We start from the raw sequence: 21781 nt of genomic DNA on the forward strand, positions 1-21781 counted from the left end.
AGCTCTATCTGTTACAAATCGAGACGAACAGAAGACACTCGAATCGAAAATCTAAATCTGTAACACCAGGCTCACTTTTAGCGGCCAAGATGTTACAGGTCGAGACAAACCGAGAACCGCCACAAAGGTGCCTGCCCCCTTTGTGGCGGTTCTCGACAAAAAAGAAGCCACCCCATTAACAGAGGCGGCATCAAGCAAACCTATTTATTAGCGTCCCTCAAGACCCAACGAGAACGCAGAAATGTAGCCCGGGGCTTATCCTTTCCCGAACGCGACCCTCGCGAAGCGCGTGAGCGGGCGGGAAAGGATAAGCCCCGGGCGGACAATTAAGTGCGTTACTCGGCAGCGGCCTTGAACTTGTTGTAGTTGATCAGGCAGCCGGCCTTGACGATGGCACGCTCCTCCGCCGTCATATCGGCAATGTAGAGCTCAATCTGCTCGACCGCACCATCGGCGCGCACCACGTAGGCGGCGATGTTCTGCAGATCGCCGTCGAGCGCGGCACGGATACCCGGCACGAAGACGTAGTCGCCCACCTCAAAGTTGGGCTCGGCCTCCATCTGGAAGGGCACCATGCCCCAGTTCATCACATTGGAGCGATAGCGCTTGGTGGCGTACTCGTGGACGATGTTGGCCAGACCGCCAATCACGCGCTGGCAGCTCGCGGCCTGCTCGCGGGCAGAACCGTCACCGGGCTTCTTGGCATAGAGCATGGAGCCGTACTCGGTCGCCTTGGCATCGGCCACGACGCCGGCGCCGGCCAGCGCCTCAAACACGCCGGCAAGCTCGGCATCGAGTGCCGCCAGATCGCCCGCCGCCTCGCCGGCAACGCGGCGCTTCTCCACGGCGTCGACCTCCTTGGAACGACCCACGTAGGCCGGATCGCGGCGGCTGAGCGTAAACTCTGCCAGGCCCAGCGGGTTGGAGCGGAAGGAGCTCGTCTCACCCGAGGGAATGAGCTCGTCGGTCGTGGTGACCGGGTCCATGATCTTGGAGCACACCTTGAGCAGGATATCGTCGCCGAGAGGCTCCATCGCGGGCCACGGCTTGATGTTGGGGCCTTCGACCAGCTCGTCAGCAGGCTCGGCCTTGCCAAAGCCCCAGTACACGCGCTTTTTATACGGCGCGTCGTCAAAGGTGTACTCGCAGGCCTCGTCCCAAGTCTCCTCGGGCAGGTCGGTCGCCGGCGTCAGGACGCCTCCGTTGGCGGCCGTCGCCGCAATGGAGCGAGCGTCCATTAGGGCCACGGCGCTCAGCTGACCATTGCCCGGCTTGGAACCCTCGCGGTTGGGGAAGTTGCGCGTGGTGTGGCGGATGGACAGGCCGTTGTTGGCAGGCGTGTCGCCGGCGCCAAAGCACGGACCGCAGAACGCCGTGCGCACGATCGCGCCGGCCTCCATAAGGTCGTAGATATAGCCACGGCGCGTAAGTTCGAGTGCCACGGGCTGGCTCGTGGGATAGACCGACAGCGAGAACTCGCCGCAGCCGGTGTTGGCGCCCTTGAGCACGCGGGCAGCCTGGACCACGGAGTCGTAGTTGCCGCCCGAGCAGCCGGCGATAACGCCCTGTTGCACGTGAAGCTTGCCGTCGACGATCTTGTCGAGCAGGCTAAAGTGCGTCTTGCCCTCGCCGATCTTAGCGGCCTCGAGCTCCACCTCATGCAGGATGTCCTCGAGGTTCTCGTTGAGCTCCTCGATCTCAAAGCCGTTGGAAGGATGGAATGGCAGCGCGATCATGGGCTTGATGCTCGACAGATCGACCTCGACGCAACCGTCGTAGTAGGCGACATCGGCGGGCTTGAGCTCGCGGTAGTCGTCGCCGCGACCGTGCGTGGCCAAAAACGCGTGCGTGTCCTCGTCGGTGGCCCAGATGCTCGACAGGCAGGTGGTCTCGGTGGTCATGACGTCGACGCCGTTGCGGTAATCGGTCGTCATGCTCGCGATGCCGGGGCCCACAAACTCCATGACCTTGTTCTTGACATAGCCCTTGGCAAAGACGGCACGGATGATGGCGAGCGCCACGTCGTGCGGGCCGACGCCGGGACGCGGGGCGCCCGTGAGGTAGATAGCGACAACGCCGGGATAGGCAACGTCGTAGGTGTCGCGCAGCAACTGCTTTGCCAGCTCGCCGCCGCCCTCGCCCACGGCCATGGTGCCCAGGGCGCCATAGCGGGTGTGCGAGTCGGAGCCCAGGATCATCTTGCCGCAACCGGCGAAGTTCTCGCGCATAAAGGAGTGGATGACGGCGATGTGCGGCGGAACGAAGATGCCGCCGTACTTTTTGGCCGCGGAAAGGCCAAAGACGTGGTCGTCCTCATTGATGGTGCCGCCCACGGCGCACAGCGAGTTATGGCAGTTGGTGAGCACGTAGGGCAGCGGGAACTGCTCCATGCCCGAGGCGCGCGCCGTCTGGATGATGCCGACAAAGGTGATGTCGTGGCTCGCCATGGCATCGAAGCGAATCTTGAGCGCCTCGGGGTCGCCGGACGTATTGTGTGCCTGGAGGATCGAATACGCGATGGTGCCGCGCTTGGCATCCTCGGGCGTCTGCGTAATACCGCGCTCAGCAGCCTCGGCCGCAGGCACAACCTCGCTGCCGCCGCGCAGGTAGATGCCGTCTTCGTACAGCTTGACCATACTGTCTCCCACTCTGCCCAAAAGATTTGGGCGCATAGCATGCATTCGTTCAATATCGTGCCATAGAACGGTTGCGAGTGGGTTACGAATCTGCACGTTCACTTTATCTCGGTAAAGTACAGGACGAGCCCGATGTGGGTCAGCAGATTTGGTGCAAGAGCGTCCCTTTCGACTAGTCATTTAAGAACGTCCCCAATGACTACCAACGACTACCGCATTCGGAGCAAGGCAACGCCGCAGGTAGAGGATGGACAGCGAGCGGGCCGCATTTCCAAAGTGAGGAACGTCCCCAAGTGCCGCATCCGGGCCATGGCAACGCCGCAGGTAGAGGACGGACAGCGAGCGACGTCCAGGGCGAACAAGTTGGCATGAAAAAGGCAAGGCATAGACCTTCTGGTCATGCCTTGCCTTTTGAATGACAAATTGTCGCCCTGGGCGGCGCGCAGCGTCGACCGGTCCGCCGTTCGTTAGAACGGCGGAACCTAGAGATCCCCGCCGGCTCCCAGTAGCTTGCGCATGACCTGTTCGGGATTAACCGATCCATCGCGCGGGGCCAGGGAGGTGATCTTCTTCTGCATCTTGTACTCGTGCAGCTCGTCCTCGAGCTGGCGCATGCGGGCGCGGAGCTTTTCGTTCTCGCGCTCGCGCTCCTCGGCACGCTCCTTCATATCGAGGATGCGCACCACGCCGGCAAGGTTGATGCCCTCGTCGGTCAGCTGGTTGATGAGCTCCAGGCGCTCGATATCGGCACGCGAATACAGGCGCGTGTTGCCGCCCGAGCGCTGGGGGTTCACCAGACCCTTGGACTCGTAGACGCGCAGAGTCTGCGGATGCATGCCGGTCAGCTCGGCCGCCACGCTGATCATGTACAGCGGTTTGTTCCTATTGTCCTCGGCCATGCTACCTGACCCCTTTCCGTCTCGTTATCGTCCATCATAAGCCCGCGGGCGTGGGCGTGTACCGCGACCGCCCTAGAACGTCGCCTTGTAACGGTTGACCTTCTCGCGGTAGTCGCGCGTGTCGGCCTCGCGCAGCTTGGTCATGGCATCGCGCTCGTCATCGGATAGGTTCGTGGGAACCTGCACCTTGATCTCGACGAGCAGCGCGCCCGTACGGCCACGGTGCTTAACGTCGGGCGCCCCCATCTCCTTAAAGCGGAACTTCTTGCCCGTCTGGGTACCCGCAGGCACTTTCAAACGGACCGTCGCACCGCCGGGCGTGGGCACGTCCACCGTGCAGCCGAGCGCCGCCTCGTAGACCGAGACCGGTATCTCCATGGTCACGTCGGCGCCTTTGCGCTTAAACAGCGGGTGCTCCTCCACATGCGTGGTCACGACCAGGTCGCCGCGCTCGCCACCGGCGATGCCATACTCGCCGCGACGCTTGTAGCGTAGCTTGCCGCCGTCGACCGCGCCCGCGGGCACCGAGACCGTAATGGTCTGCTGCTCGCCTGTCGAGGGAATGCGATAGGTGACCTTGTGCGTCACGCCGCGAAACGCGTCCTCGGCCGTCACATCGACGGTCAGCGACAGGTCGCCGCCCTTGCGAGCGCGGCTGCGACCCGCGCCGGCACCGGCAGCGCCTGCAGCCCCGGCAAAGCCCGAGCCCCAATCGCTGCCCCAGGCGCCGTTGCCGCTAAAGATGCTGTCGAAGATGTCGCCCCAGCCGCTGGCACCCGCGCCGGCACCGTAGCCGCCGCCATACGCGCCGCCTGCGCCCGGCATGCCGCCAAACATGAGCATCTGGTCGTACTCTTTGCGCTTCTTCTCGTCCGAAAGCGTCTCGTAGGCCTCGCTGATCTCCTTGAACTTGGCCTCGTCGCCGCCGGCGTCGGGGTGATATTTTTGCGCGAGCTTGCGAAACGCGCTCTTGATCTCTTTGTCGGAGGCGCTCTTGGATACGCCCAGGATGTCATAGAAGGTTTTGCCTGCAGCCATCGTAGCTCCTCTCCTGTTTTATCCGTCGCCCAGCGGGCGGCGGTTCATGCTTTCATATGGCACTAGGCCAGAAAGGGCCCCGGGTGTTGCCCCGGGGCCCTTCTCAATTACTCCTCGGTGCTCTCGGCCGTATCGGCCGCAGCATCCTCGGGCGCCGCTTCGGGCTCCGGTGCGGGGCGCTTTTCGCCACCGTAGGTCACCGTCACCATCGCGGAACGCAGGATGCGGTCCGCCATGCGGTAGCCCTTCTGGTACACGTCGTTGACGGTCTCGTCGTACTGCGACGAGTCCTCGACACGACCCACAGCCTGGTGCTCGAGCGGATCGAACGCCTCGCCCTTGGGGTCGATGGGCTCAACGCCCTCGTGCGCAAACACATCGAGTAGCTTGGCATGCACCGCGTCGACGCCGTCGACGAACTGCTTAAAGTCGTCGGCAAGCTCTTGGCTGCGGGCATGGTCGATCGCACGCTCGATATCGTCGACCACCGGCAGCAGCGCAGTGACAAGCTTCTCTGTCGCGCGCTCACGCTCGGCGATACGCTCGCTGGCGGTGCGGCGACGGAAGTTCTCCCAGTCGGCCTGCAGACGGGCGGTGCGCTCGGTGGCGTCCTTCGCCTTGTCCTCGGCAGCCTTCTGAGCCTCTGCCGCAGCATCGAGCTCGTTGCGCACGTCGGCAAGCTCCTTCTGGGCCTGCTCGAACTTGAGCTTAAAGTCGTTGTCGGCGGCTTCCTCACCGGCGCGGATAGCGGCTTCCACCATCTCGTCCTCGGTCATCGTCGCCTCCTTGTTGGAATCCTCTACCTGGTTCTCGACAGCCTCGGCGGCCTCGGCCTCGTTGGCCTCGGTATCGTCGACGGCCTCTACGGGAATCTTCACGTCCTTCTCCTCAGAGTCAACGGGGGCGGCTCCAACGGCAGCCGCCTCCGTGCGAGCTTTACGGGCGGACATGATTACTTGTCCTCGTCGTCCACAACCTCGTAGTCGGCGTCGACGACGTCATCGTCGGCAGGCTGGGCGCCGGCGGCACCGTCGGTCTGCTGCTGAGCGTCGGCGTAGACAACCTGAGCCAGCTCGTAGGCCACGGACTGCAGGGACTCGCCAGCGGCCTTGATGGCCTCGACGTCAGAGCCCTCGAGCGCCTTCTTGGCATCGGCGATAGCGGCCTCGGCCTTGGACTTCACGTCGGCGGAAACCTTGTCGCCCAGCTCGTTGAGGGTCTGCTCGGTGGAGTAGCACAGGCTGTCGGTCTGGTTGCGGACCTCGACCTCTTCCTTCTGCTTCTTGTCCTCCTCGGCATGAGCCTCGGCGTCCTTGACCATACGATCGACTTCTTCGTCGGACAGAGCGGTGGAGCCGGAGATGGTGATCTGCTGCTCCTTGCCGGTGCCCTTGTCCTTAGCGGAGACCTTGACGATGCCGTTGGCGTCGATGTCGAAGGTGACCTCGATCTGCGGCACGCCGCGGCGGGCAGCCGGGATACCGGTCAGCTGGAACTTACCGAGCGACTTGTTGTCGCGGGCAAGTTCGCGCTCGCCCTGGAGCACGTTGATCTCGACGCTGGTCTGGTTGTCGGCAGCGGTGGAGTAGACCTCGGTCTTGGAGGTCGGAATCGTGGTGTTGCGGTCGATCATCTTGGTCATAATGCCGCCCATGGTCTCGACGCCCAGCGACAGCGGGGTAACGTCGAGCAGCAGGATGCCCTCGACGTCGCCGGTGAGCACGCCGCCCTGGACGGCAGCGCCGTCGGCAACGACCTCGTCGGGGTTCACGGACATGTTGGGCTGCTTGCCGGTCATGGTCTTGACGAGCTCCTGGACGGCGGGCATACGGGTGGAGCCGCCGACGAGGATGACCTCGGTCAGATCGGAGAGCTTAAGGTTAGCGTCGCGCAGGGCGTTGGTGACAGGCTGCTTGCAGCGCTCGAGCAGGTCGCGGGTGATCTTCTCGAACTCGGCGCGGGTCAGCGTGTAGTTGAGGTGCAGCGGGCCGGACTGGTTCATGGTGATGAACGGCAGGTTGATAGTGGACTGCTGGGCGGCGGAGAGCTCCTTCTTGGCGTTCTCGGCGGCCTCCTTCAGACGCTGCAGGGCCATGGGGTCCTGACGCAAGTCGACACCGTTCTCCTGCTGGAACTTATCGGCCATCCAGTCGATGACGCGCTGATCCCAGTCGTCGCCGCCCAGGTGGTTGTCGCCCGAGGTGGACAGAACCTCAAACACGCCGTCGGCGAGGTCGAGGATGGAGACGTCGAAGGTACCGCCGCCCAGGTCGAAGACCAGGATGCGCTGGTCGGAGCCCTGCTTGTCCAGGCCATAGGCCAAAGCGGCAGCGGTCGGCTCGTTGACGATACGCTTAACGTTGAGGCCGGCGATCTTACCGGCGTCCTTGGTGGCCTGACGCTGGGCGTCGTTGAAGTAGGCCGGGACGGTGATGACGGCGTCGGTGACGGTCTCGCCCAGATACTTCTCGGCGTCGGCCTTCATCTTTGCGAGCGTCATGGCGCTCACCTGCTCGGCGGTGTATTCCTTGCCCTCGATGTCGACGACGGCACGGCCACCCTGGCCCTCCTTGACCTCATACGGCACGGTCTTGAGCTCGGAGGTGCACTCGGAGTACTTGCGGCCCATGAAGCGCTTGATGGAGAACACGGTGTTCTTGGGGTTGGTGACTGCCTGGTTCTTAGCGGCCTTGCCCACGACGCGGTCGCCGTCGGCACGGAAGCCCACGACAGACGGGGTGGTGCGGTCGCCCTCGGCGTTCACGATGATGGTCGGAGAACCGCCCTCGAGAACGGCCATTGCGGAGTTAGTAGTACCAAGGTCGATACCAAGAATCTTGCCCATTAGAAATTCCCTCTCTCTTGTGCGTTTGCACCGACTCGGCGGTCTGCCAAGCGGTCTTTCGGTTTGTCTTTCAGGATGTAGTGTATCCCCTTATGGACCGGAATATACAAAATCTAAGTCAATTCATATAAGATTTCTTATCACTTAGAGTTTAGGTTCTCGAATACGCAGGTAGATGCGCTGATTGAGTTCTCGGCAAATCTCTCGAGATCTATGTAGAGATGGCTGAGGTTTGGGCCGGGGGTGCCTGGGGCTGCTTTACGGAAAGCTCGTCCCGGTTTGAGTGTGGATTCCGGGTCGTAGTTTCCGTCTGAAGGCTCAACCGGAAACCGTATCCCGTTTTGAGAGCTGATACCGGGTCGTAGTTTCCGCTAGCGGGCCCAACCGGAAACTGCGACCCGTTTTTCGACCAGATAACGGGATGCGCTTTCCGAAAGCCCACTCAATTGCTCAATAATTCGAGTCACCTCTAGCTAACATTTGCACAGCTCACCAGCCTCACCTGTGCGTTTCTTAGTAAGCCTTGGCATACTCGGCGAATGGTATGAAGATGCCGGCCAGAGGGTATTGCAAACGGTCGCTCACGTGGTATGTTTTTGCCCGAATCAAACCGGCGCGCATCGCCTGTAGCGTCGGTCAACAGAGAGGAAACTACCATGGCTCATCCCGTAATTGATGCCGACGAGTGCATCGCTTGTGGCGTTTGCGTCGACTCCTGCCCCGCTGGCGTTCTGGAGCTCCAGGACGTCGCTACCGTTGCTGACGAGGACTCCTGCGTCGCCTGTGGCGCTTGCCAGGACGCTTGCCCCGCCGGCGCGATCACCGAGATCGTCGAGGAGTAACAACTCCCCCACTTGCACACTCACAAGTACACCGTGCACAAAAAAGGAGGCCTCCGCATCGCCGCAGAGGCCTCTTTTTTGTGCGGATAGCTAATTTGGCACCGTCGCAGGTTGAGCATAAGTCAGCGAAAACGCCCCTAAGCGAGCAAGGTGACGTGAAAGAGGAGGGAAGCGTACTTTTTTGTACGCGACCGACGATTGAACGTCAGATTGCCGCTTAGGGGCGTTTGCAGCGTCGGCTACGATAGATCGTCTTCGTAGGGCATCAGGTCTGCCAGATAGCCCTTCTCCTTGAGCATAGCCTCGATCTCGTCGAGGGTTTGCTCATCCTCTGCCGCGATGCGATGGAAGTGATAGCCGCTCGTCACCGTTAGTAGTGGAAAGCTTTTGCCGCTCTCGATATCGTGCAGGTAACGCTCAACATCGCGACGATTGCGGATGTCCAGGTCGGCCGTGATCTTACCGTACACGCGGTGATTGACGATCACGTTGAGCACGGCGCCTCCGGCGTCGACGATACTCGTGAGCTCATCGCCTGCCTGCTCCATGCTATGGCGAACCTTGACCAGGCGCGTGGGCACGGCGGGGCTGCTGGGGGCCTCCTGCAGCACGTAGCCGCGATTGGTCGCCACGATATCGTGCCCATCGGCGCGCAGCAGGGCGATGTCTTGCACGACAACCTGGCGGCTCACACCCACCTCGCGAGCAAGCGTACTGCCGGAGACGGGGTCTTTGGCTCGCTCGAGCACGCCCATGATGGAACGGCGACGCTCGCGGGCGTCCATTATTTACCGTCCAGCAGACGCAGGTGCTTAAGCGAGAGGTCGAGAATCGGCGCAGAGTGCGTCAACGCTCCCGAGCTAATAAAGTCAACGCCCAGGTCGGCAAGCGCACGGATATTGCTGGCATCCACGTTGCCCGAACACTCGGTCTTGGCGCGACCGGCAATAAGCTCAATCGCGGCAGCCATGTCATCGTGGGTCATGTTGTCGAGCATGATGATGTCGGCGCCGGCCTCCACGGCCTCGCGCACCATGTCCAGGTTCTCGCACTCGATCTCGACCGTCGCGGTAAACGATGCATGGGCGCGCGCCATCTCGATCGCACGCGTCACGCCGCCGGCGGCGTCGATGTGGTTGTCCTTGAGCATGACGGCCGTCGACAGATTGTAGCGGTGGTTGCTGCCGCCGCCGATCTCGACCGCGGCCTTCTCGAAGACGCGCATACCCGGCGTGGTCTTGCGCGTGTCGACGAGCACGGTCTTGGTGCCCTCGAGCGCCGCAGCCATCTGGTGCGTATAGGTAGCGATACCGCTCATGCGCTGCAGGTAGTTGAGCGCCACGCGCTCGCCCGAAAGCAGCACGCGCGCATCGCCGCGTACCTGGCCCACGTGGTCGCCGGCGTGCACCTCGTCTCCATCGGCAACATCAAACAGCACCGAGCTCTGCGAATCCAGCAGCTCAAAGGTGCGAGCGAACACATCCAGGCCCGCGATGATGCCATCGGCCTTGGCGATGAGCTCCACCGTGGCGGGACGCGCCGTGGGGCACACGCTCGCCGTGCTCACGTCCTCAAACGTAATGTCCTCGCGCAGAGCCTGCAGAATCAGATCATCGACGACGAGCTTCATGGTAATGGGGTTCATGGTCTACTCCTCCACGGCCTGCGTGCCGGCGGCACGGGCCAAATCATCGATTGCCAGGGTGTCGGCGCTCAGGGCGCGATGACGGCCATCGAGCGCGGGCTCGCCCGCCTGCTCCACGGCGAGCGACTGGCCGGTACGCATGTGCCACGCGGCGCGACGACCCCAGACCAGCGCCTCGAGCAGGCTGTTTGATGCAAGGCGGTTCTTGCCGTGAACGCCGTTGCAGGCCGTCTCGCCGGCGGCGTAGAGCTCGGGCATCGAGGTGCGGCCGTCCTTGTCGACCCACACGCCGCCCATAAAGTAGTGCTGCGTGGGTGTGACGGGAATGGGCTCGTCCAAGATGTCGCGGCCGTCCTCCAGGCAGCGTGCGCGAATGTTGGCAAAGTGTCCGGTCACGACGTCGCGCTCAACGGGGGCAAAGCTCAGCCACTCGTGCTCGGTACCATCCTGCTTCATCTGCTCGCGAATAGCGGCAGCGACCACATCGCGCGGCTGAAGCTCATCGGTAAAGCGCTCGCCGGCGGCGTTGAGCAAAATCGCGCCCTCGCCGCGGCAGCTCTCGCTGATCAGGAAGGTGCGGCCCGGCTGCGGCGAGAACAGTCCCGTGGGGTGAATCTGCACGTAGTCCAGGTGCTCCATCTTAATGCCATGCTCCTGGGCGATGTAGCAGGCATCGCCCGTGAGCTGCGGGTAGTTGGTCGAGTGGTCGTACACACCGCCGATGCCGCCTGTCGCCCACAGCGTGTGGCGGGCATGGATCTTAAACGGCTCGCCGGCATGCACGCCCTCGGCGGCATTTGCCAGCTCGTCGGCGGGGCGAACCGAGTTGTCCTCGTCCACGGGAACGGCGACGACGCCGATGCACGCCGTGGCGCCATCACGCTCGCCCGTCAGAATGTCGGTCATGGCCACGTGCTCCAAAATCTGCACGTTATCCAGCTTGCGAACGGCCTGGAGGAGCTTGGTCGTGATTTCCTTGCCCGTAATGTCGGCATGGAAGGCGATGCGCGGGCGGCTGTGCGCACCCTCGCGGGTAAAGTCGAGGCTGCCGTCGGCCTTGCGCTCAAAGTCCACGCCCATGGCCAGCAGGTCGTTGATGACCGAGCGGCTCGAGCGGATCATGATGTCGACGCTCTCGCGGCGGTTATCGTAGTGGCCGGCGTGCATGGTGTCCTCAAAGAAGGCGTCGTAGTCAGAGCCTTCGGGAAGCACGCAGATACCGCCCTGCGCGAGCATCGAATCGCACTCGTCGACAGCACCCTTGGAGAGCATGATCACGCGCGTGCTCGTCGGCAGATTGAGGGCCGCGTATAGGCCCGCCACGCCGCAACCGGCAATGACGACATCGCACTCCATGTCGGGGCATTGTTTGGTTTCCACAGGAATCCTCTCCCTTGTAATGTGACATAAGGGATGGTCCCTCATGTCACATCGTTCTAGCGCGCCGCGTATTCGAGCATGCGGTCGAGCGTGAGCTTGGCCTGGTCGGCGGCCTCATCCGACACGCCGATCTGCACCTCGCCCTCGCCCGTATCCAGGCAGCGCACGAGCTTTTCGAGCGTGATGAGATCCATGTTGACGCAGGTGGGCTGCACCGCGGGGAAGTAGAACTTCTTGCCGGTGCCCTGGCAGCGCCGCTCGAGCTCGTAGAGCACGCCGCGGACCGTCACGATGATAAACTCGCTCGCGTCCGACTCCTCGGCATACTTGATGATGCCGGCAGTGGAGCCGATGTAGTCGGCCTCGGCCAGGACGTCGGCCTTGCACTCGGGGTGCGCCAGCACGAGCGCGTCGGGGTGCGCCTCCTGTGCGTCGACGATCTGCTCGACGGTGATGATGTGATGGCGCGGGCAGTAGCCGTTGTTGAGGATGACGTGCTTTTGGGGCACCTGCTCGGCCACAAAGCGGCCCAGGTTCTGGTCGGGAATGAACAAGATGTGCTGCTGCGGCAGCTCGGAGACGATCTTGACGGCGTTAGAGCTGGTAACGCACACGTCACTCCAGCTCTTGATCTCGACCGTCGAGTTGACGTAACACACCACGGCCAGGTCGTCGCCATATTCGGCGCGCGCCGCGTCGACCGTCTCGTGCTTGACCATGTGCGCCATGGGACAGTCCGCGCCCGGCTCGGGCAGCAGCACGGTCTTGGTGGGGTTGAGCAGCTTGGCGCTCTCGCCCATAAACTCCACGCCGCACAGCACGATAGTCTGCTGCGGCAGGCTCTTGGCAAGCTTTGCCAGGTAGAAGCTGTCGCCGACGTAATCGGCAACGGCCTGGACCTCGGGCGCCACATAATAGTGCGCCAGGATCACTGCGTCACGTTGGGTTTTTAGCTGATGAATGGCCTCGACGAGCTCTGCGGGCACCAGTGCCGCGCGCTCCGTTGCCGTCGTTGCCGATGCCAGGCCGGCCGCGATATCGCGTGCAAGCTCCGATGCATCCATGTTCGCGCTCTGTGCCATCAAGGCCCCTCTCTTTTGGCGAATCTTGGGGCTTTAGTATGACACCTGGCTTTACAGCTGACAAGACAGCTGTAAAGCCAGGTGTAAAGTTGGAATAAGGATTCAATCTTGGGGCGGGTCCATTTTCGAACTGGCAAGCTGAGGACAGTCGAAAATGGATCCGCCACACGGTTCGAGCGGCCCGTTTTATCTTAGTCCGAGAGGCGGTGGGCATAAAAGCGGGTCCGGATCGCTCGATCCGGACCCGCTGGGAACTGGTGCGCGGTTAAGCGCGGCGCTTCATGATGGCCCACGCCAGCAGCAGGACTGCCACACCGGCAGCGAGTACGGCACCCGCAACGACATAAGTGCTGTCGCCGGACTCAGGCAACGCCTCCTTGCTAGCCCTCTTCTTAGGCTTGGAAGTCGTGGTCGTAGTAGTCGTAGTGGTCTGGCCAGGAGCGGGCTTGGCAGCCTCGGCAACGGTAAAGGTCGTCTCGGCCGTGCCCGTGGTCGAAACCACGCTCAGCCTGTGTTCGCCCACGCCGAGCGTATTCAGGAAGCTCGCCTTGAGCGTCACGATCGTAGAGCCCTCGGTGAGCACGTAGTTCTCGGCCGCGACCTCCTTATCGTCGACCAGTACCTTCTGGAAGAACGCGAGCGGTGCGCTCGAACGGAAGCTCAGGTCCTTGACGGCGTCAACCACCATCGTCTGGCCCTTACCGTCGATGATCTCGGGTACCAGAATCGCGATTTCCTCGGTTGCGCCCTTCTCGCCGCAGACGGTGCACTCCTGGTGTTTCTTGCCCTTGGCCTCGGTAGTCGCCGGTTTGTCGACAACCCACTTAAAGGTATGCTCGGCCTTGTCGATGATGTCGCCGCAGCGGCAGTTATGCCAGTGGTTCTTGGCATCGCGTACCCAGCCGGAGCCGTCGGGCTCGTGCTTAAGCACGCCCTCGACCGTCACGTTCACATCGCCCTCGACGTCCTTGAGCTCATAGGTGCCCTTGGCGGAAAGCTTTACGGACGTGCCGTTGACCTTGACGGTGTAGTCCTTGCCCGCAAAGTACGCGCTGTCGATGCCCATGGTGAGTGTTGCGGTCCCGTGCCAATCGAGCTCGGTTGCCGTCGAGGTGAGCGCGTAGCCCACCTGATTGCTCGGCAGCGTCACGACCAGCTTGGGGCCGGCCGCCACGGTAACCTCGGTGGCGGAAGAAGCGTCGTAGTTGGCCTTGGCCTGGTAGCGCACCTCATACGTGCCGGCGGCAAGACCCGTAAGCTCGGCCGTGCCCTCGTCCACCGCCTGATACTTGTCAGCACCCTTGGCACGCCACTCCATCGTCGCGTCGACGCCCGTGATCTTGCCGTCACGCTTGCCGCTCACGGTCTCGGCCGCAACCTGGACCACCGGCGCGCCCTGCGCGGCGTTCTTGATGGAGAAGTCGCACGTCAGGCCCTCAGTCGGAAGCACGTAGTTGCCCGCGGCCTTGCCCGTCAGTGCGGTGAGGTTCGCCGTGTAAGAAGCGCCGGCCTCGGTCTGGGAGCCTTCGACGGTCGCGCCAAGGTCATCCTTGCCGATGACGTTGCCGAGCGTCGCCTCGGGGCAGTGCTCCTTGCCATCGTAAACAAACTCGCTGGTACCCCACTTCACAGTGAGCACGCGCTGGTTGATGGTGAACACGCCGTCAACAAACGTGATGTTGTAGTTGGGGTTAGCGTCCTTGGCCTGCGTCAGGTGCAGAGCATAGCCGCCGTCGCGCACGTTGTCGTCATCTTCGCGCTTAATCTCAATGCCCTGAAGGCTCTCGCCCTCGACAAGCTCGCCGGATGTGATCGCCCACGTAAACACGGGGTCAGCCTCGCCGTAGGTCTTGGAGGCGTCCTGGGCGGTGACCGTGATCGCGCGCGGCTTGACCTCGAGAGTCACCTTACCCTCGGCCTTCACGCCGTCGATCGTTACCTCATAGGACACAGTCAGCGTGCCGACGTCCTTAATCTTGGGGGCCTCGAGGGACCAGTTCTTGCCGTCGGTGCTGTACTGGGCCGTCGCGCCCTCGGGCAGACTCGTCGCATCAACCGTGTGATAGTCGCCGTCGTACACGTCGGAGTAGCCCTTGATGCCGAAGGCGGGGATCTCGACAGACTCGCGCTCGTAGCCACACGTCTTGCAGCGCTCATGCTTGGAACCGGGCTTATCAGCCGTAGCGGCCTGGTCGACGACCCACTCAAAGTCATGCTTTGCGCGGCCAACGTCTTCCTTGCCACAGGTGCAGATATTCCAATGTTCGGCGTCGTCGTGCTTCCAACCGCTACCGTCGGCCTTCTTAGGGCCGTCCTTGACCTCAACCGTCAGGGCCTCGGAGGCGTTATGGTTACGGTCGGCCTTAAGGCGAACGCTGTATTTGCCAGCGGCGAGGCCCTTAACCGACGTCTCGCCTTCGGCAATCCGCTGATAGTCGCTGGCAACCTCGGCTTTCCATTCGTAGGTGTTATCAATCCCGTCGATGCTGCCGTCCGCCAAGGCATGCCCGGTCGCGGCCGTCGTCTTGACGTCCTTGGGAGCGGCCTGTTCGGCGGGAGCGATCTTAATCTCAAGCTCGCCCTCCACCGGCACGTAGTCGGGTGCGGTAATACGGTACTTAATTGTCTCGGCGCACGCGTTGGTATAGGAGGGGATTCGGTCTTCGTACAGCGAGCCACCATTGACGCTATATTCGATCTTCATGCCCTCGGGGGCGTTGTCGACCGTCACCGACGGCGAGTGAGCCTTGCCATCGTAGGTGCCGTCAAAGCCCTTGGCCTGAACATTCTCGAACTGCGTGCCGTAGATGCTCCAGTAGAAAAACTTGCCGTATGTGAAGTTTCCCAGACCCCAAGCCTGGCTCCTATACGCACCGGGATCTTTCTCCGAAACCGATTCGTCCCAAGCGAAACGCTCGAAATCGACGCCCTCTTTAAGCTCAATCCATTCGTCGCCAAGCTTATACGTCACCTTAATGCGAGGCTTTATCTCCTCACCCGTCCACTCATAAGACGGAACGTCGTTGAACACGTCACCGTTGCTGAACCTGACGTTATCCTTCAACTTGTCGTAGCCAATGATTTCGACCTTGCAAAGATCCTTGCGGTTGGAGTCCTTCTCCGCAAGCGAGGCGGGGTTGATCTTGAACACGCGCTCGAGCGTAACATCGCTCTGCCCCTCGATGGCAACCGTCGCCACCACGCGATAGGTACCCGCATTCAGAGGCACCGACCCTTCCATCGCGAAGCCCTGGGGATTATCGTCATCCACGCCGCTATAAAAGCGTGCGCTCACAATCTTTACCTTGCCCTGGGCTACAGCGTTGTCCTTTTGAGACGGCTTGGTCGTAGCAAGCACGGCGTCGCGCTGCTTGCCGTTGTAGGTAAAGCTCAGGTCGCCGCTCTTGGACGACATCAGCGAGATCGTCTCGCCGTCCCTGGAGTAGACACAGTGCGAGGCCTCATACTGTCCGTTGCACGTAGCCGCGATGCTGTACCCATCCCTGTTGGCGGAATAGGCCCACTCGTGCTCGTGCTTGCGATGGATAACCTTGACCTTGCCATCGGTAACGTCGTATGCAAGGTTTTCGTTGGCGAGCTTGAGCCTGCTCGCGAGATCCTCCTGCGAAAGACCGCTCGTGCCAAGGTCCACATACTCATAGTAGTAATACTGCTTATTGGACTCGGGATCGAACTTGGTATCGTCGATAGACAGGACGGCTTCGCCCGTAAAAGACTTATCGACGTGAACCTTGCCGTAGCTACCGACATCGGACGCATCGACGCCCTTCGCCTTGGCCGTAGTGACCTTCGTGTTGCCGGCGAGCGTCACAGAACCAAGGGCGTAAACCGCGCAGCGCTGCGAGTCCTGACCTCTTATGTCGCGACCGTTGAAATAATCAGAGGGGAACACGAACGAATCGTCGATAACCGTACCGTTTATGGTGCACGACGCATCCTTTGCCACCGCAATGGCACTCGTCATGTGCATCTGATATTGAATACCCCACACATTGAACATATAAGAGCAGGGTCCATTCCATGACGTGTTATTTGTTGAACGGATACTGCAGTTATTCAGGGCGACTATGGCATTTTTGACGCCAATATTGCCCGCATGCACATGACCGCTCTCAACCTTCATCTCGTCGCATGCAATCATTCCCTGACTGTTGTTTTCGAACGTGCAGCCGTTCAACGTAACTTTTGGAGTCTTCGACCGCCCGACCACGCTCAAGGCGCCGACGCAGTCATCACTATTATTCTCAAACGTGCAGTTGACAAACGTTGCATCCACCGCGACCTGGCTGCCTCTGATAGTTACAGGCGCCGGCGAGGCTTCGTAAATTTCATTACCCTGGTCAACCTTGAATGCGTTGTTCTTGCAGCATTTCCAACCGCTGACACTCACGTTCGTGAAGCTGGCCGTCTCCCCCGCACCCATGGTTCCATAGAGCGTGATTGCCCGATCGGTATCTTTGTTCTCGGTCCTTGAAACAAGCTTGAGGTTTTCCACGGAAAGGTTGAGGCTCTTGCCCGTATTCGGTTTATCGACACCTCCACGCGCTTCGTAATCATTGCTATCGCTCAAAAACGTTTTTCCATCGCAGCGTACCTCGGTCGAGACACCCGAATCACCGATGAACTCGACATAACCGCCCTTGAGCACAAAGAGCGGGTGTTGCGAATATGTAAGGTCACGCTCGACGGTCAGCGGACCGCCCAGAGACGAGCTGTCGGTGAAATATAGGCGGGTCGGATTCTCCTTGGTGCCGCCCTCGACCTCATAGTGGTCGATATCAACCGTGCCGGCAAACCGATAGTCTTTGCCGCCGGAAAGTTGGATTACATCACTTTCGCCATACGAAAGCTCGCTTTTCAGGTGTTTCGGTTTGATCGCGCCCTGCGGATACGCCTCGGCTACCGTAGGTGTGGCGAGCGTCGTCGCCGCACCCCCAAGCGCCAGCGCTGCAGCCAGCACGCAAGCAGCAAGTCTGCGCATCCCCATCTTCTTCTCCCTCATCACGGCTCCCCTTACCCCTATGCTTTCGCAATGTTCGCTATCGCTTGGCGCCGGCGGGCGGCCTGACTCCCCGTCCGACCGCCGGCATCGATTGACATGTGTATCCATGGAGTATTGTGCGGCCGTCAAAACTGACGCCCTGCCGCTCAGCGCGAGTTGCGCACCGTGGGGCGCAAACGGGGTGTTCCTCCGCGGGCGGCGCGCACCCAATGTGGCAAAATCGAACTACTAAGGGGGCCCGAATGCTCAAGATCATCGCCTGCGACGACGACGTCGCTTTTCTAGATAGACTGCACCGGATGATCGACCGCTGGTCGACCGAGACGGGCACGGCGGTCGACGTTGCACTCGTCACGCGCGGCGAGGACCTGCTGGCCCGCCATGCCGCATCGCGCGCCGACATCATTCTGCTCGACATGATCATGCCGCTCGTCAACGGCATGGACACCGCGCGGGAGTTGCGCCAATCCGATACAGCCGTGCGTCTGGTGTTCCTCACCTCATCGCCCGAGTTCGCGCTGGAGTCCTATGAGGTCCGCGCCTTCGACTACCTACTCAAGCCTGTAGCGTACGAACGCCTGGCGCAACTGCTCGACGAGCTTTCGAGCATGCGACCTGACGCGACCGATGAGCTCGTGACCAAAACGTCCTTTGGATACCATGCTCTGCGCCTGTCCGATATCGAATACGCCGAGGCCCGCAACAAGCACGTGGTATTCCACCTGCGCGACGGGCGCGATATCGAGGCGCTCGAGCCGTTCCGCAACATCGAGGACCAGCTGGCCAAAAACGCGAACTTCTTTAAATGTCACCGTAGCTACCAGGTCAACCTGCGCAATATCGACCACTTCAACCGCACGGATATCGTCATGCGCTCGGGCGCTTGCATCCCGCTGGCGCGCAGTTGCAAGCAGGGTTTCCAGGATGCCTACTTTGCGGCACGGTTCGAGAGCGGGAGGCGCTAATGCTCCCCGCGGCCGAGATGGCACTTTGGGCAATCCACCACGCAACGACCCTGCTTTTTGGCGTTTTTGCCTCGGCGGCGCTCTGCGGTATCGAGATCAACCGGCGTCATGCGCTTGAGCTGGTGATGGTCGGCGCCGTAACCGGATGCGCATTCGGCCTCGCCAATGCCGTCGGCGGCGAGCTTTTCGCCCGTCAGGTATATCCGCTCGTCGTGCATCTGCCGCTCGTCATCTACCTGTGCGCGCGCTATCGCCTGAACCCGCTGCTCGTTATGCTGGGCGTCACCAGTGCTTATCTGAGCTGCCAGTTCAGCAACTGGATGGGCATCGCCGCGCTCGCCGCCACCGACTCGCAAATCGCGTACTACGCGGCACGCATTATCACCACGGCCGTCGTCTTTGCAATCCTGCTGCATTGGGCCAGCGACATCGGTCCGCGCCTGGCGGTTAAAACCCCCACCGAACTCGAGATTCTGCTCATCCTGCCGCTCGTCTATTACATCTTTGACTACGCCACCAACGTCTACACCACGCTCTTCCACTCGGGCTCCGTGGTGACGGTTGAGTTTTTGGCGTTTGCGCTTTGCGCGTTCTACCTCATGTTTCTTACTGTGTATATGCGCGAATACGAGGCAAAGGAAATCGCCGAGCGCGAGCGCTGGATGCTCGCGACCCGCGACAGCGCAGCCATCAAGGAGCTCGAGGCCTGGCGCCAATCTGGACGTGAGCTTTCGGTTCTCCGCCACGACATGCGGCACTTCCTGCGCGGCCTTGCGGCTTTGATCGAGGAGGGCCACATCGACGAGGCGCTCGAGCGCATCGACGAGCTCTGCGAGACAAACGACCGCACCGCTGTGCGCCGCTACTGCGCCAACGACACGGTCAATATCGTGCTTTCGTCATTTAGCTCCGATATCAACCGAAACGGCATCAGCGCCGATTTGCGCGCCGCCGTGCCCGAGAGCGTCCATGTAGCCGACGTCGATCTGTTTAGCGTACTCTCAAACGCCCTGGACAACGCCATCGTCGCCGCAAGCGCCGCTCCCCAGGGCAAGCGATTTGTCGATCTGGACCTGCGTTGCGAGGACGGACAACTGCTACTTTTGGTCTCCAACACGTTTGGGCGCCCGCCGCGCATGGTCGACGGCATGCCCGTGGCCGAGCACACCGGACACGGCTTTGGAACCAGGAGCATTAAGCTTGCCGTCGAGCGCATGAACGGCAACTGCCAGTTTCGCATTCACGGCGATCGGTTTGAGCTTCGCGCAGTGATGTAAGGGCGCGACAAGTCGGCGCCGCGCTCGACCCATCAGGACCGCCTTGCTGGCGCCAGTCCGCTACAGCGGCGCGGCGGCCGGGGTCAGCTGCTTGATGTAGGCCCACATGCGCTGCTTGGCGGCCTTGTCGGTCAGCGCGGCCTCAAAGCCGTCGAGCGCGAGTACGCGACGACCCTGCACGTGGGCGACCAAGCCGGGCTTGAGCATGGCGGTATCAAAGTCGTCGATCGCCACGAGCATGTCTGCGTAGGTCTCGCGCATGGTATCGGCCGCGCGATCGTCCAGCAGCAGGACTGCCTCGGGGTCCAAGGCCTCGAGCGCCTCGCGGAACAGCTCGCACGGCAGGTCCTCGCCTATCGCAACCGCCCCGTCGCCCGCGCCGGCAACACTTGCCAGCACGCAGAAATCCTCGGGGGCGTAACCGATGGCGCCGAGCGCCTTACGCAACGCGGCGCCGTCTGGACCGGCAGCCAACTCGCCGCCTGCACGCTCGGCATCGTCTAAATCACCTTTTACCAGCACAATTGGCGAGCACGCGTTACCCGCGATACGCACGCCGCGGCCCGCGAGCGATGCGAGCTCCTGCTCGGTCGCCTGGGCGATGGCTTCTTTTTTCTGGCTTTGTGACGTGGGCATGCGCTCTCCAATCGTTTGCATGCCCACCATTATATAAAAGAGCCGCCCGCGAGTGGTTGCATTGCGGGCCGTTGGGTATAAGCACAGTCGTACTGAGTCTTACGCGGCAGAGCCGCGTCGCATTATGGAGGTCACTATGGCTGACATTAAGCAGATTACCCCCGAGAATTTCGATTCCGTCGTTAACGGCAGCCTTCCCGTGCTGGTTGATTTTTGGGCACCGTGGTGCGGTCCCTGCCGTTCGCTCTCGCCCATTGTTGACGAAATGGCCGACGAGCTGGCCGGCAAGATTACCGTCGCCAAATGCAACGTCGACGACAATCAGGACCTGGCCATGAAGTTTGGCGTTATGAGCATCCCCACGCTGGTTGTCTTTAAGAACGGCGAGGAAATCGACCGCTCCGTCGGTGCGCTGCCCAAGGCCAGGCTGCAGGCGCTGCTTGAGAAGCACCTGTAATACGCCGGTCATGTGTTGCCGTCCATGAGTGGTTTTGTGCCGCTCGCCGGAGAGCCGGGTGTTGCGCCCGCGACCACGGATAGTATGGTAATCACAAACAGCCCCCAGTGAACGGGTGCGGGTCAGACGGACTCGCACCCGTTTTCTTATGCGGCGATGCGTAAAGCGGGCGTAGTAGAATCTGAACCACTGATTAGACCCGTACAAAAGGAGATTCCCATGCATGACGTCGGAATGAACATGAGCCAGCTTGCTATGAGCGTCAAGCAGGTCGACGACACCATTGAGCTCGCCCACGAGTGGAGCCATCAGCTGCTGCATGCGACCGAGAACTTTGACATGGAGCGCATTGGCGCGAAGCTCGAGGCCGCCATGGCGGCGCTCCACGAGGCGCACGATGCGCTCGAGGGCTACGAGGAGGCCATCGAGGCCGACCATAACTCCGTCGGCTCCGTAAAGCTGGTGTAGCGTGGCCGAGCACGAGCACGCCTGCGAGCACGAGCATCCGCACGGGCCGACCGGCGACGTGGGCTGCCGCCTCAGCAGCTCCGCCTCCGAGCTGGTCCGTTTTTCGGTCACCGCGCCCGACGACCTGTTGCGCCGCTTTGACGAGCAAATCGCGCGCCGCGGCGACGTTGCCAACCGCTCCGAGGCCGTGCGCGACCTGATTCGCGCCTCCATTGCCAAGGAGCAGATGCGAACGCCCGACGAGCAGGTCATCGGGTCGCTCACCATGATCTATGACCACCATACCGGCGATCTGACGCGCCGTCTGGACGAGGTGCAGCACGACTACACCGACGAGATTGTCTCGACCATGCACGTGCATCTGGACCACCACAACTGCTTGGAGATTCTGGCGCTCAAGGGTCGCGGCGAGCGTGTCTACGAGCTGGCTGACCGTCTGCTGGGCCTGCGCGGCGTTAAGCACGGCGAGCTCACCTGCGCCGCCACCGAGCAGAGCCTGGGGCTGTAGCGGGTCTTTGCGCGGCGCACCTGCCAAGAAGGGACAGGTTTGTTTTGGCAGGTTTAACGTTTTACCTACCAAAATAAACC

17 protein-coding genes are annotated in these 21781 nt (G+C 61.6%); 6 read left to right on the forward strand and 11 right to left on the reverse strand.

Annotation, left to right across the window (positions count from 1 at the left end):
• Positions 1-335: 335 nt before the first annotated feature.
• From ACTNBY_RS06455 to dnaK, 5 genes are all read right to left on the reverse strand, one after another.
• Entirely contained in the window at positions 336-2636 is a 2301-nt protein-coding gene (locus tag ACTNBY_RS06455; RefSeq protein WP_441063855.1) for a hydratase, read from the reverse strand.
• Positions 2637-3118: 482 nt separating this feature from the next.
• Complete coding sequence (locus ACTNBY_RS06460; protein WP_427719306.1) at positions 3119-3535, reverse strand: heat shock protein transcriptional repressor HspR; 417 nt, start codon at positions 3533-3535, stop codon at positions 3119-3121.
• A 72-nt stretch (positions 3536-3607) separates the two neighbouring features.
• On the reverse strand, positions 3608-4573 hold the full coding sequence (locus ACTNBY_RS06465) for a DnaJ C-terminal domain-containing protein (protein ID WP_441063856.1): 966 nt from the start codon (positions 4571-4573) through the stop codon (positions 3608-3610).
• Between the two features lie 107 nt (positions 4574-4680).
• Positions 4681-5523 carry a nucleotide exchange factor GrpE gene (locus ACTNBY_RS06470; RefSeq protein WP_427727348.1) on the reverse strand — a complete coding sequence of 281 codons (843 nt, stop codon included), beginning with the start codon at positions 5521-5523 and terminating at the stop codon, positions 4681-4683.
• Between the two features lie 2 nt (positions 5524-5525).
• The gene (gene dnaK / locus ACTNBY_RS06475; protein WP_154518137.1) at positions 5526-7418 is read right to left on the reverse strand and encodes a molecular chaperone DnaK; all 1893 of its coding nucleotides are present in this window, start codon (positions 7416-7418) and stop codon (positions 5526-5528) included.
• A gap of 590 nt (positions 7419-8008) precedes the next feature.
• Between dnaK and ACTNBY_RS06480 the strand changes: the two genes are divergently transcribed.
• Positions 8009-8260: an indolepyruvate ferredoxin oxidoreductase subunit alpha gene (locus ACTNBY_RS06480; RefSeq protein WP_158564522.1), complete on the forward strand. Its 252-nt coding sequence runs from the start codon at positions 8009-8011 to the stop codon at positions 8258-8260.
• 239 nt (positions 8261-8499) lie between these two features.
• On the opposite strand, the gene ACTNBY_RS06485 is transcribed toward ACTNBY_RS06480, so the two are convergent.
• The 5 genes from ACTNBY_RS06485 to ACTNBY_RS06505 form a co-directional block, all read right to left on the reverse strand.
• Positions 8500-9045 (reverse strand): transcription repressor NadR, encoded by a 546-nt coding sequence (locus ACTNBY_RS06485; RefSeq protein ID WP_441063858.1) that lies wholly within the window; start codon positions 9043-9045, stop codon positions 8500-8502.
• Positions 9045-9905, reverse strand: a complete 861-nt coding sequence (gene nadC, locus ACTNBY_RS06490; protein ID WP_427719300.1) for a carboxylating nicotinate-nucleotide diphosphorylase — start codon at positions 9903-9905, stop codon at positions 9045-9047. The genes ACTNBY_RS06485 and nadC overlap by 1 nt, the downstream gene beginning before the upstream one ends.
• 3 nt (positions 9906-9908) lie before the next feature.
• Positions 9909-11285 carry an L-aspartate oxidase gene (locus ACTNBY_RS06495; RefSeq protein ID WP_441063860.1) on the reverse strand — a complete coding sequence of 459 codons (1377 nt, stop codon included), beginning with the start codon at positions 11283-11285 and terminating at the stop codon, positions 9909-9911.
• Between the two features lie 56 nt (positions 11286-11341).
• The gene (gene nadA, locus ACTNBY_RS06500) at positions 11342-12367 is read right to left on the reverse strand and encodes a quinolinate synthase NadA (protein ID WP_441063861.1); all 1026 of its coding nucleotides are present in this window, start codon (positions 12365-12367) and stop codon (positions 11342-11344) included.
• Between the two features lie 265 nt (positions 12368-12632).
• Positions 12633-17390 carry an MBG domain-containing protein gene (locus tag ACTNBY_RS06505; protein WP_441063862.1) on the reverse strand — a complete coding sequence of 1586 codons (4758 nt, stop codon included), beginning with the start codon at positions 17388-17390 and terminating at the stop codon, positions 12633-12635.
• 242 nt (positions 17391-17632) lie between these two features.
• On the opposite strand from ACTNBY_RS06505, the gene ACTNBY_RS06510 reads away from it, so the two are divergent.
• A complete protein-coding gene (locus ACTNBY_RS06510; protein WP_441063863.1) occupies positions 17633-18355 on the forward strand; it encodes a LytR/AlgR family response regulator transcription factor in 723 nt (240 codons plus the stop codon).
• Positions 18355-19632 (forward strand): sensor histidine kinase, encoded by a 1278-nt coding sequence (locus ACTNBY_RS06515; protein ID WP_441063865.1) that lies wholly within the window; start codon positions 18355-18357, stop codon positions 19630-19632. The genes ACTNBY_RS06510 and ACTNBY_RS06515 overlap by 1 nt, the downstream gene beginning before the upstream one ends.
• Positions 19633-19692: 60 nt before the next feature.
• On the opposite strand, the gene ACTNBY_RS06520 is transcribed toward ACTNBY_RS06515, so the two are convergent.
• Complete coding sequence (locus ACTNBY_RS06520; protein ID WP_154518158.1) at positions 19693-20268, reverse strand: hypothetical protein; 576 nt, start codon at positions 20266-20268, stop codon at positions 19693-19695.
• Between the two features lie 136 nt (positions 20269-20404).
• On the opposite strand from ACTNBY_RS06520, the gene trxA reads away from it, so the two are divergent.
• The 3 genes from trxA (at position 20405) to nikR (ending at position 21701) form a co-directional block, all read left to right on the forward strand.
• On the forward strand, positions 20405-20725 hold the full coding sequence (gene trxA / locus ACTNBY_RS06525; RefSeq protein ID WP_441015360.1) for a thioredoxin: 321 nt from the start codon (positions 20405-20407) through the stop codon (positions 20723-20725).
• A gap of 219 nt (positions 20726-20944) precedes the next feature.
• Positions 20945-21193 (forward strand): hypothetical protein, encoded by a 249-nt coding sequence (locus ACTNBY_RS06530; RefSeq protein ID WP_006235225.1) that lies wholly within the window; start codon positions 20945-20947, stop codon positions 21191-21193.
• A gap of 1 nt (position 21194) precedes the next feature.
• Positions 21195-21701, forward strand: coding sequence for a nickel-responsive transcriptional regulator NikR (gene nikR / locus ACTNBY_RS06535; protein ID WP_441063866.1), 507 nt, complete (start codon positions 21195-21197; stop codon positions 21699-21701).
• Positions 21702-21781 lie beyond the last annotated feature (80 nt).

This window comes from Collinsella sp. HCP28S3_E12 (assembly GCF_052065595.1).
GTDB lineage: Bacteria > Actinomycetota > Coriobacteriia > Coriobacteriales > Coriobacteriaceae > Collinsella.

What these genes read in the sequence shown, in the direction of transcription:
- ACTNBY_RS06530 (WP_006235225.1), top strand. Translation starts at nt 20,945, where the DNA reads ATGCATGACGTCGGAATGAACATGAGCCAGCTTGCTATGAGCGTCAAG.
- ACTNBY_RS06515 (WP_441063865.1), top strand. Translation starts at nt 18,355, where the DNA reads ATGCTCCCCGCGGCCGAGATGGCACTTTGGGCAATCCACCACGCAACG.
- nadC (WP_427719300.1), bottom strand. Translation starts at nt 9,905, where the DNA reads ATGAACCCCATTACCATGAAGCTCGTCGTCGATGATCTGATTCTGCAG.
- ACTNBY_RS06510 (WP_441063863.1), top strand. Translation starts at nt 17,633, where the DNA reads ATGCTCAAGATCATCGCCTGCGACGACGACGTCGCTTTTCTAGATAGA.
- ACTNBY_RS06480 (WP_158564522.1), top strand. Translation starts at nt 8,009, where the DNA reads ATGTTTTTGCCCGAATCAAACCGGCGCGCATCGCCTGTAGCGTCGGTC.
- ACTNBY_RS06520 (WP_154518158.1), bottom strand. Translation starts at nt 20,268, where the DNA reads ATGCCCACGTCACAAAGCCAGAAAAAAGAAGCCATCGCCCAGGCGACC.
- ACTNBY_RS06465 (WP_441063856.1), bottom strand. Translation starts at nt 4,573, where the DNA reads ATGGCTGCAGGCAAAACCTTCTATGACATCCTGGGCGTATCCAAGAGC.
- trxA (WP_441015360.1), top strand. Translation starts at nt 20,405, where the DNA reads ATGGCTGACATTAAGCAGATTACCCCCGAGAATTTCGATTCCGTCGTT.
- ACTNBY_RS06455 (WP_441063855.1), bottom strand. Translation starts at nt 2,636, where the DNA reads ATGGTCAAGCTGTACGAAGACGGCATCTACCTGCGCGGCGGCAGCGAG.
- ACTNBY_RS06485 (WP_441063858.1), bottom strand. Translation starts at nt 9,045, where the DNA reads ATGGACGCCCGCGAGCGTCGCCGTTCCATCATGGGCGTGCTCGAGCGA.
- ACTNBY_RS06460 (WP_427719306.1), bottom strand. Translation starts at nt 3,535, where the DNA reads ATGGCCGAGGACAATAGGAACAAACCGCTGTACATGATCAGCGTGGCG.
- ACTNBY_RS06470 (WP_427727348.1), bottom strand. Translation starts at nt 5,523, where the DNA reads ATGTCCGCCCGTAAAGCTCGCACGGAGGCGGCTGCCGTTGGAGCCGCC.
- dnaK (WP_154518137.1), bottom strand. Translation starts at nt 7,418, where the DNA reads ATGGGCAAGATTCTTGGTATCGACCTTGGTACTACTAACTCCGCAATG.
- ACTNBY_RS06505 (WP_441063862.1), bottom strand. Translation starts at nt 17,390, where the DNA reads ATGAGGGAGAAGAAGATGGGGATGCGCAGACTTGCTGCTTGCGTGCTG.
- nadA (WP_441063861.1), bottom strand. Translation starts at nt 12,367, where the DNA reads ATGGCACAGAGCGCGAACATGGATGCATCGGAGCTTGCACGCGATATC.